The organism is Amycolatopsis sp. NPDC003731 (assembly GCF_053586895.1).
Genome location: NZ_JBSFNC010000052.1, coordinates 48003 through 57021 on the forward strand (window position 1 = coordinate 48003; position 9019 = coordinate 57021).

Genomic DNA, 9019 nt, shown 5'->3' on the forward strand with positions numbered 1-9019 from the left:
CCGTGCCGGAGGTACTCACCGCGGTCCGCGCGCCCGGCCGCGAGGCCGCGCGGGCCTTCGTGGACGAGCACGTCGTCCCCTTCGCCGACGTGTGGGACAAGGCCGGGCGGATCCCCGAGGACGTCCTGGACAAGATCGCCGAGGCCGGGTTGTGGGCGCCGTTCCTGCCGCCCGAACTCGGCGGCTGCGGCCTCGACATGGTCACCCTCGGGGAGATCCACGAAGAGGTCGGCCGCGGCTGCTCGTCGGTCCGCAGCCTGCTGACCGTGCACACCATGCTCTCCTGGGCGTTGCTGCGCTTCGGCACCGAGGCGCAGCAGCACCGGTGGGGGCCGGAGCTGGCGAGCGGGCGCGTCCTCGGCGCGTTCTGCCTGTCCGAGCCCGGCGCGGGCAGCGACACGGCCGCGATCACCACGACCGCCACCCCCGACGGCGACGGCTGGCGGCTCGACGGCCTCAAGAAGTGGACCACCAACGGCCGGCGCGCGGACCTGTTCCTCGTCTTCGCGAAGGGCCCGGCCAGCACGATCGCGCTGCTCGTGCCGCGCGACGCGCCCGGTGTCACGGTCACCCCGATCGACGACATCCTCGGGACGCGCTCGTCGATGCTGGCGTCCATTTCCTTCGACGGCGTCCGGCTGGGTGCCGACGCGCTGCTCGGGCCGAGCGGGTTCGCCTCCGGCATGGTCCTCACCGGCACGCTCGACCTCGGCCGCTACAGCGTCGCGGCCGGGTCGGTGGGCATCATCCAGGCGTGCGCTGACGCGTGCGCGGACTACACGAGCAAGCGGACGGTCGGCGGCACGCCGTTGAAGGACCTGCCGCTGATCCAGGCGAAGCTGTCGGACATGGTCACCGACGTCCGCGCGGCCCGGCTCCTGCTGGCCGAGGCCGGCCGGCTCAAGGACCGCGGCGACTCGGCGACGATCATGGCCACCTGGGTGGCGAAGTACTTCGCGTCGGTCGCGGCCGCGAAACACGCGTCGGAGGCCGTGCAGGTGCACGGCGCCAACGGCTGCAGCACGGACTACCCCGTCGCCCGGTTCTACCGGGACTCGAAGGTCATGGAGATCATCGAGGGCAGCACCGAGATCCAGCGGATGACCATCGCCGCCGAGGCCTACCGGAAGCAGGTACCGTGACCAGTCTCCTCTCCCCGGCACCCGCCAAGCCGGTGCAGGGCAAGATCAAGTGCGTGGTGTGGGACCTCGACAACACCGTCTGGGACGGGGTTCTGCTCGAGGACGGCGACGTCCGGCTGCGCCCGTGGGTGGTCGAGCACGTCAAGCGCCTCGACGCGATGGGCGTGCTGCACTCGGTCGCCAGCAAGAACGACCACGAAGCCGCGATGGCGAAGCTGCGCGAGTTCGGCCTCGACGAGTACTTCCTGTTCCCGCGCATCTCGTGGAACGCGAAGTCGGTGTCGATCGGCCAGATCGCGCAGAAGCTCAACCTCGGCCTCGACGCGTTCGCGTTCGTCGACGACCAGGAGTTCGAGCGCGCCGAGGTCGCCTTCGCGCTGCCGCAGGTGACCACAGTGGACATCCTGGAGGCCGACGAGGTGTTGCGGCGGCCGGAGTTCGCGCCGCGGTTCGTCACCGACGAGTCGGCGCAGCGGCGCGGGATGTACTTCAGCCAGCTCGCCCGCGACGACGTCGAGGCGGACTTCGCCGGCACCGGCGAGGACTTCCTGGCCAGCCTGGACCTGCGGTTCACCATCGCGCCGGCCAAGCGGGAGGACCTGCAGCGGGCGGAGGAGCTGACCGTCCGCACCAATCAGCTCAACTCGACCGGGCGGACGTACTCCTACGACGAGCTGGACGCGCTGCGCTCGTCGGACGACCACGTGCTGCTCGTCGCGTCGCTGACCGACAAGTTCGGCTCCTACGGCAAGATCGGCCTGGCGCTGCTGGAGAAGGGATCGCCGGACTGGCGGCTCAACATGATGCTGATGTCGTGCCGCGTGATGTCGCGCGGCGTCGGCACGGTGCTGCTGGGCCACGTGATGGGCCTGGCCCGCGCGGCGGGTGCCGGGCTGCGCGCGGACTTCGTCGAGACCGGCCGCAACCGGATGATGCAGATCACCTACGCGTTCAGCGGGTTCCGCGAGGTCTCGCGGGAGGGCTCGCACGTGGTGCTGGCGGCGGATCTGGACGCGATCCAGGAGCCGCCCGGGTACGTGACGCTCGAGGTGGAGTCGTGACGACGGCGGTGGCGAGCCGCTGGCTGCCGTTCCCCGTGACCGCGGGGAACGTGCGGCTGTACTGCCTGCCGCACGCGGGCGGCTCGGCGTCGGCGTTCCGCGCGTGGATCGGCCGGCTGCCCGGGGTGACGGTGTGCCCGGTCCAGCCGCCGGGCCGTGAGACGCGCCAGCGGGACACACCGCACACGTCGATGTCCTCGTACGTCGCCGATCTGGCGGACTTCGTGCTCTCGGACGACTCCCCGTACGCGGTCTATGGCCACAGCCTGGGCGCGCTGGTCGGGTTCGAGCTGGTGCGGGAGATTTCCCGCCGCGGCGCGGCCCTCCCGGTGCACCTGGTGGTGTCGGGCTGCCCGGCTCCGCAGTGGCTGACCCCGGACGACCCGATCGTGGCGGGCATGGGCGACGCGGAGATCGTGTCGCTGCTGCGCACGCTGGGCGGGACGCCGGAGGTGTTCCTGAACGACCCGCGCGTGCTGCGGCTCATCCTGCCGCCGATCCGCGCGGACCTGACGGTGAAGAACACGTACGGCTACGTGTCCGGACCGCCGCTGGAGGTCCCGGTGACGGCCCTGGCGAGCACGGCCGACGTCCGCGCGAGCGTGGAGTCGGTGCTGGCGTGGCGGGAGCAGACGGTCCGCCCGTTCCGCGGCCACGTCCTGGAGGGCGGCCACTTCGCGGTGCTGGAGCAGGAAGAGGTGACCTTGGCCCGCTTGGCGGCCGCCCTGCGACCCTACGCCTAACTGCCACATCATTGGTGCACTTGGACGTAGGGTCTCCGAACGTGATGGGTCCGCCGCCAATACCCCTGGCGGCGGGCCCATCACCCATGCCCGAAACCGCACCTTCGCGAGGCTGGACCGTGACCTTTCGCTGGCAAGGTCCACGATCGTGAAGAAGGTCGGGGGAATTCTCGCGGTGTCCTTGGTCGTGCTGGTGGCTTGCGACCCAGCGCCCATGACGCCCGATGAGCCGCTCGACGCGCTCGGTTTCGTCGCGCGCACCGACGCCATCCAGCTCCCGGTAGTGGACCGCGCCGTCTACGACGGACCGAGCACGCTGGTGCCGGACGGCGCCTGCGTGCTCGGCTTCACCGCCTATTCGTGGGCCACCAGCAGCCGCGTGGCGTCGACCTGGGTGGGCAAGGAGGACTGCACTCGGCTCGTGCTCGACCGGACGCCGGAACAGGCAGCCACCGGCTTCACCGCCACCGCCGCCGTACCCGGGCCGGACGGCTCCGTGATCGGGCTCGGCCCGGCGTTCTCACGGCGGGACCGCTCCGGCGCCGTCGTTCCGCTTTTCCAGCCGGAGTCCGACCGGCGGGCGGTGGCGCTGGCCCGCGCGGGCCGGAACCTGGTCGGCGTCGGTACGGGGCAACCTTCCGGCAGGCCCCAACCGGTCGCGTGGGTGTCCGGTGACGAGGGCCGCACCGCGCACGAGATCACGCTGCCGACGGACCTGCCGGGCTACTGGGAGCCGAGGGCAATCGCGGCCGAGGGCGACCGGGTCCTCGTGGCCGGCTCCGCCGGTACGGCCGCACGGGTGTGGTCCTCCGGGGACGCGGGGGAAACGTGGACGGTGTCGGACGTCCCGGTGCGAGGGAGCGAACTCGTCGTCACCACGGTACTGCGTACCGGCGGGAAGTGGCTGCTGGCCGGGATTTCCGCGGCCGGCCCGCTGGTCGTGACCGGCGAACCCGGCGACTGGCAGCTCGAAGCTCCCACGGCGCTGGGTGACGGCCGGATCAGCGGCGGGACCGTCGACGCAGCAGGCAAGCCGGTGCTGATCGGAGAACGCTCCGAAAAGAGCTGGGCCGGGTCGAGCCGATCCTGCTCGATCGTCTGGACGCTCGATGCCGGTGGCTGGCAGCGGGGCGAACTCGGGTGCCCACCGGATCCGGTCAGCGCCGCCGCGCGCCTCGCGGACGGCCGGGTACTCCTGGCGGGCAGCCGCACCCTCTGGATCCGTCCCTGACACCCGTGCCCGGGTCAGCCACGGGTTTCGGCGATCCGGGCGGCGAGCAACCGGACCGTCGGCAGCTCGACGACCGCCGTCGCGGGGAGGTTCCAGTGGGCCGCGATGCGGACCGCTCCGGCCGAGCGGCCGCCCAGGTCGAAGAAATTGTCGTCCGCGCCGACCTCCTCGTAGCCCAGTGCCGCCGCCCAGCGCGCCGCCACCTCCTGCTCGAGGCCCGGCTCCGGCTCCACGAACGGCGTCCCCAGGTCCGGCCGCGGCCGGGCCGCACCCGGGAGGCGAACGGACTCGGCGGGGGCGACCGGGCGGGCGAGCGGCACCCCGGAGAGCACGACCTCGGTCAGGTGGTCGGCGGCCGCCACCGCCGCCAGGACCGCCGAGCCGGGGTCCGAAGTGGACACCACCGTCGTCCACCGCCCGCGGCCGGCGAGCCGGGCCACCCGCGCTTCCGCGGCCAGGACGCGGCCGGCCGGATCCGGCCGGACCAGCAGGATTCCCCGCCGTCCGCCCAGGTCCGGCACGTCGTGGTGCACCTCGGCTTCGGCGTGCCCGGCCGGCTCCCACGGCTCGTGGTGCGGCCGCCACGATTGGTCGCCGCGCACCGCCAGCGGGGAATCCGCGTGCAGCACCGCCGCCAGCACCTGGTCCAGGTCGGCGTCCGGCCCCACGTCCACGTGCCGCGGCGTCAACGCCGTGAGACCCGCCTGCGAAGGCGTGGTCAAGTCGGCCCCCAGGACACCCACGGCGCCGGAGGTGAGCGTCACCATCCCCGGCCACAACCCGGCCGCCACCTCGATCTCCCCCGGTGAGCCGCCCAGGGCGAAGCCGTGCACGACCGTCCGCGGGACGACGACCAGCGACCGCAGCAGCGCCGGCAGGTCGCCCGGGCCCACGACGAAGTCACCGGTGTCCAGGAACGCGAACCCGGAACCGGGCCGCACGGTGGTCACCTCGGACCCCGCCAGGGTGATGCGGGCGGCCAGGGCCTCGCCGACCGGATCACCGGCGAACACCAGCCACGGCCCCGCCGCCCGCACCCGGCTCTCCAAGCCGGCCAGGGGCTGCGGGTCGAGCCGCCACGACGGCACGTACGCCCCCGGACGCGGTCCCTCGGCCGCCTCGACCCAGAAACGCTTGCGCTGGAACGGGTACGGCGGCAACTCCACCCGCCGCCCCTCGCCGCGGTGCAGGGCCGCCCAATCGACCGTGCAGCCCGCGAGCCACAGCCGGGCCACCACCGTGAGCAGCTCCGCGGCCGACCACCCGCTCTCGACGGCGACCGTCTCCGAGGCGCCCTCGTCCAGCCGGATGCCCAGCCGGGTCAGGCCGGCGGTCAACGCCGACAGCGCGCCCTCGCGCGTGGCCGCCGGCGCGGGGACCTCGGCCCCGGCCAGCAGGCGGTGGGCCGCGTCGGCCGTCGGCGCCCAGCCGGAGCCGGTGCCCGCGACCAGCCGGAACCGCGGGTCACGGCGACGCGTCTCGCCGTCGATCCACCGTTCGGGATCGGCCAGCGCCGCCACCGCGTCCGGCAGGTCCTGGACCACCACCGCCCGCCGCAGCGCGAAGTGGCCGCGCGACACCTGCAGCGTGAAAGCGACGTCGGCGAGGTCCGAGTCCGGGTGCGCGGCCAGGTGGGCGCGCAGCCGCGAGGTCACCTCGTCGAGCGCACCGGCGTCCCCCGCGGAGAACGTGAGCAAGTGCGGCCCGCGAGAACGCCGGGGCTCCCGGACCGGCGGCTGTTCGAGGACGACGTGCGCGTTCGTCCCGCCGACGCCGAACGAGCTGACGCCCGCCCGCCGCGGCGCGCCGTCCGCGGGCCAGGGGACGTCGGCGGGCAGCACGGTGAACCGGTCACCGAGCGCGGGGTTGGGCGTGCGGAACCCGGCCGTGCCCGGCAGGACGCCGTCACGCAGGTTCAGCGCCGCCCGGATCAACGACGTGACGCCGGACGCCCGGTCGAGGTGCCCGATGCTGGGCTTGACCGAGCTGAGCACGCACGGCGCCGCGCGTCCCGGCCCGAAGACCCGGTTCAGCGCGGCCAGCTCGATCGAGTCGCCCAGCGGCGTGCCGACGGCGTGGCACTCGACGTACCCCACCGTCTCGGGCTTCACCCCGGCCACGGCCAGCGCGGTGTCGACCACCGCGGCCTGCCCGGCGACCCCGGGGGCGGGGTAGCCGGCGCGGTCACGGCCGTCGTTGTTGACCGCCGAGCCGAGGAGCACCGCGTGCACGACGTCGCCGTCGGCGAGGGCGTCCTCCAGGCGTTTCAGCGCGACGACCGCCGCGCCGGAGCCCATCACCGTGCCGTTCGCCTCCGCGTCGAGGGCGCGCACCCGGCCGTCGGGCGACAGGATGCTGCCCTCTTCGAAAACGTGGCCGCCGGTCTGCGGCAGCGGCAGCGCGGCGCCCCCGGCCAGGGCCAGGTCGCACTCGTAGGTCAGCAGGCTCTGGCACGCCAGGTGGACCGCGACCAGCGACGTCGAGCAGTACGTCTGCACGGTGATCGCCGGGCCGCGCAGGCCCAGCTTGTACGACACGAGCGACGTCAGCGAGTCGCGCTCCACCCCCGCGGACAGCAGGGGCTTGCCGCCCGGTTCCCCGGCCAGGCCGGGCAGGTTGCGGGTCAGGTAGTCGGGGAAGGCGCAGCCGGCGAACAGCCCGACGGGCACCCCGGGATCCGTCGGCCGGTAACCGGCCCGTTCCAGGGCTTCCCACGAGCACTCCAGCAGGAGCCGGTGGTGCGGTTCCAGGGTTTCCGCCTCGCGCGCGGACAGCCCGAAGGCGGCGGCGTCGAACGTGTCGACGCCGCCGGCCACGGGCCCGCCGACGCGGACGTGGCCCGGGGTGGCCGGGTCCACGCCCGCGGCGGCGAGTTCGGCGTCGGTCAGCTCGCGCAGGCCGGGGAGCCCGGCCGCGAGGTTGCGGCGCAGCTGCTCGACGTCGGCGGCGCCCGGGAAGCGCCCCGCCATCCCGACGAGCGCCACGGCCGATTCGTGTGCCGGTTCCGTCATGGCCGTCCTTCCAGGAGATCAGAGCAGGTGGCTGCGGCCCCAGCCGTGGGCGAGCCGGTAGGTGGCGAAGGCGCCGGTGGCCAGGCCGATCGCGAGCACGATCAACGCCGGGCGCAGCATCGCTTCGGCGTTGCCCGCCATGGCCGCGCGGATGAGCGACAGCCCCCAGTAGCCCGGAGAGAACGGCGCGGCCGACTGCGCCCACGGCGGCATCAGCGACACCGGCAGCAGCGAGCCGCCCAGCGAGCTGATGGTGATCGCGCCGAGGTCGACCGCGACGATCAGGTCGCCACGGCTGCGGACCACAGTGGACAGTGCGGCGCCCATGGCCAGCAGCATGAAGCCCCACAGGCACATCGCGCCGAACACCAGCCCGGGCGACACCGGGAACGGCATGCCGACGACGAGCCAGCCGTAGACGATGAGCACGCCCTGCTGGATCAGCAGCACGACGAACACCGGGACGGCCTTGCCGATCAGCAGCTCCGCGCGGGCCGCGCGGCTGGCGCGCAGCCGGTCCCAGGTGCGCCACTCGCGTTCGACGAAGATCGCGTTGCCCACGATCGCCATCGCGAACACCGAGAACATCACCAGCTGCCCGGTCACCGCCTCGACCGCGCCGGTGCCCAGCGCCTTCACGTACAGCGGCTGGAACAGCACCATGAAGATCATCGGCGTGATCAGGTAGCTGATCAGCTGCGACGGGTCGCGCAGGCGCAGGATCGCGTTGTAGCGGACGAGGGCGCCGGCCCGGGAGAGGGAGTCAGTGCGCGTCGACATCGGTCACCGCCAGGGAGTGGTAGAGGTCGTCCAGGCTGGGGTTGCGCAGCTCGACGGACTCGACCGGCCGCGTCACCGTGGGCAGCAGCTCCAGCAGCGTGCCGGTCGGGTCGGTGGTCGAGACGGTCAGCTGCTCGTCGGCGGTGCGCACGCGGACCTCGCCGGGCAGGCCCGACAGCAGCTCGTCGGCGCCGCCGCGCGCGATCACCCGGCCTTCGGCGGCCACCGCGATCGTGGCCTGCAGGTCGGTCAGTTCGGTCAGGTAGTGGGTGGTGTAGACCACTGCGGCTCCCTCGCCTGCTCGTTGCTTGACCACGTCGAGCAGCGCCTGACGGGTCTCGGGGTCGGCACCGGCGGTCGGCTCGTCGAGCAGCAGCAGCGCCGGCCGGTGCACCAGCGCCGTCGCGGCCTGCGCCCGCCGCTGCTGGCCACCCGAGAGCAGACCGCAGGTGCGGTTCAGGAAGCCCTCCAGCCGCAGCGCGGCGGTGAGGTCGTCGATGGCCGAGCGCAGCGCGGCCCGGCGCAGGCCGGCCAGGCGGCCGTACAGCTCCAGGTGCTCGCGCACGGTCAGGGGGCGGTAGAGCGCGATGTGCTGCGGGGAGATGCCGATGCGGTCGCGGGCGCGCGTCGGCGATTCGCCGTCGACGAGCACGGTTCCGCTGTCCGGGCGCAGCAGCCCGGACACCATTTCGACGAAGGTGGTCTTGCCGGCGCCGTTGTGGCCGACCAGCCCGACGATCTCACCCGCGGCGACCTCGAGGCTGAAGCCGTCGAGGGCCTGCACTTCGTCATAGCGTTTCCGGAGGTCGATTGCTTGCAACATAGGGATCGCTCCTTGCGATTCACGGCTCTTGGACTGTCGCACGAGGACGGCCGGGGCGGCGCTCCCCCGCGGTGGCAGGAAACTGCCGTCATTCGGTGCCGGCGGGCACCGCGTCGAGCGCCGCGCGCAACGCGACGCGGTCGAACTTGCCGTTGACCGACCGGGGCAGCTTCGGCAGCACCTCGACCCGCCGCGGCAGCATGTACGCGGGCAGTTCCTTCGCCAGCG

Annotated in this window: 7 protein-coding genes; 4 read left to right on the plus strand and 3 right to left on the minus strand. The window is 73.4% G+C overall.

The features are described 5' to 3' along the window. Positions 1–2: 2 nt before the first annotated feature. From ACWDN5_RS22580 to ACWDN5_RS22595, 4 genes are all read left to right on the plus strand, one after another. On the plus strand, positions 3–1142 hold the full coding sequence (locus tag ACWDN5_RS22580) for an acyl-CoA dehydrogenase family protein (RefSeq protein ID WP_310969786.1): 1140 nt from the start codon (positions 3–5) through the stop codon (positions 1140–1142). Then, the gene (locus tag ACWDN5_RS22585; RefSeq protein ID WP_310969785.1) at positions 1139–2203 is read left to right on the plus strand and encodes an HAD-IIIC family phosphatase; all 1065 of its coding nucleotides are present in this window, start codon (positions 1139–1141) and stop codon (positions 2201–2203) included. The genes ACWDN5_RS22580 and ACWDN5_RS22585 overlap by 4 nt, the downstream gene beginning before the upstream one ends. Beyond that, on the plus strand, positions 2200–2946 hold the full coding sequence (locus ACWDN5_RS22590; RefSeq protein WP_449677670.1) for a thioesterase II family protein: 747 nt from the start codon (positions 2200–2202) through the stop codon (positions 2944–2946). Before ACWDN5_RS22585 ends, ACWDN5_RS22590 begins: the two co-directional genes overlap by 4 nt. A 148-nt stretch (positions 2947–3094) precedes the next feature. Then, positions 3095–4177 (plus strand): hypothetical protein, encoded by a 1083-nt coding sequence (locus ACWDN5_RS22595; RefSeq protein ID WP_449677671.1) that lies wholly within the window; start codon positions 3095–3097, stop codon positions 4175–4177. Between the two features lie 14 nt (positions 4178–4191). On the opposite strand, the gene ACWDN5_RS22600 is transcribed toward ACWDN5_RS22595, so the two are convergent. The 3 genes from ACWDN5_RS22600 to ACWDN5_RS22610 are packed head-to-tail and all read right to left on the minus strand — an operon-like array spanning position 4192 to position 8791. Beyond that, complete coding sequence (locus tag ACWDN5_RS22600; protein WP_449677672.1) at positions 4192–7188, minus strand: beta-ketoacyl synthase N-terminal-like domain-containing protein; 2997 nt, start codon at positions 7186–7188, stop codon at positions 4192–4194. Between the two features lie 18 nt (positions 7189–7206). Continuing rightward, a complete protein-coding gene (locus ACWDN5_RS22605) occupies positions 7207–7968 on the minus strand; it encodes an ABC transporter permease (RefSeq protein ID WP_449677673.1) in 762 nt (253 codons plus the stop codon). Then, positions 7952–8791, minus strand: coding sequence for an ABC transporter ATP-binding protein (locus ACWDN5_RS22610; protein WP_086848261.1), 840 nt, complete (start codon positions 8789–8791; stop codon positions 7952–7954). The genes ACWDN5_RS22605 and ACWDN5_RS22610 overlap by 17 nt, the downstream gene beginning before the upstream one ends. Positions 8792–9019: the final 228 nt, after the last annotated feature.

Excerpts from the sequence above, each read along its gene's own strand:
- ACWDN5_RS22600 (WP_449677672.1), bottom strand. The coding sequence starts at position 7,188 with ATGACGGAACCGGCACACGAATCGGCCGTGGCGCTCGTCGGGATGGCG.
- ACWDN5_RS22605 (WP_449677673.1), bottom strand. The coding sequence starts at position 7,968 with ATGTCGACGCGCACTGACTCCCTCTCCCGGGCCGGCGCCCTCGTCCGC.
- ACWDN5_RS22610 (WP_086848261.1), bottom strand. The coding sequence starts at position 8,791 with ATGTTGCAAGCAATCGACCTCCGGAAACGCTATGACGAAGTGCAGGCC.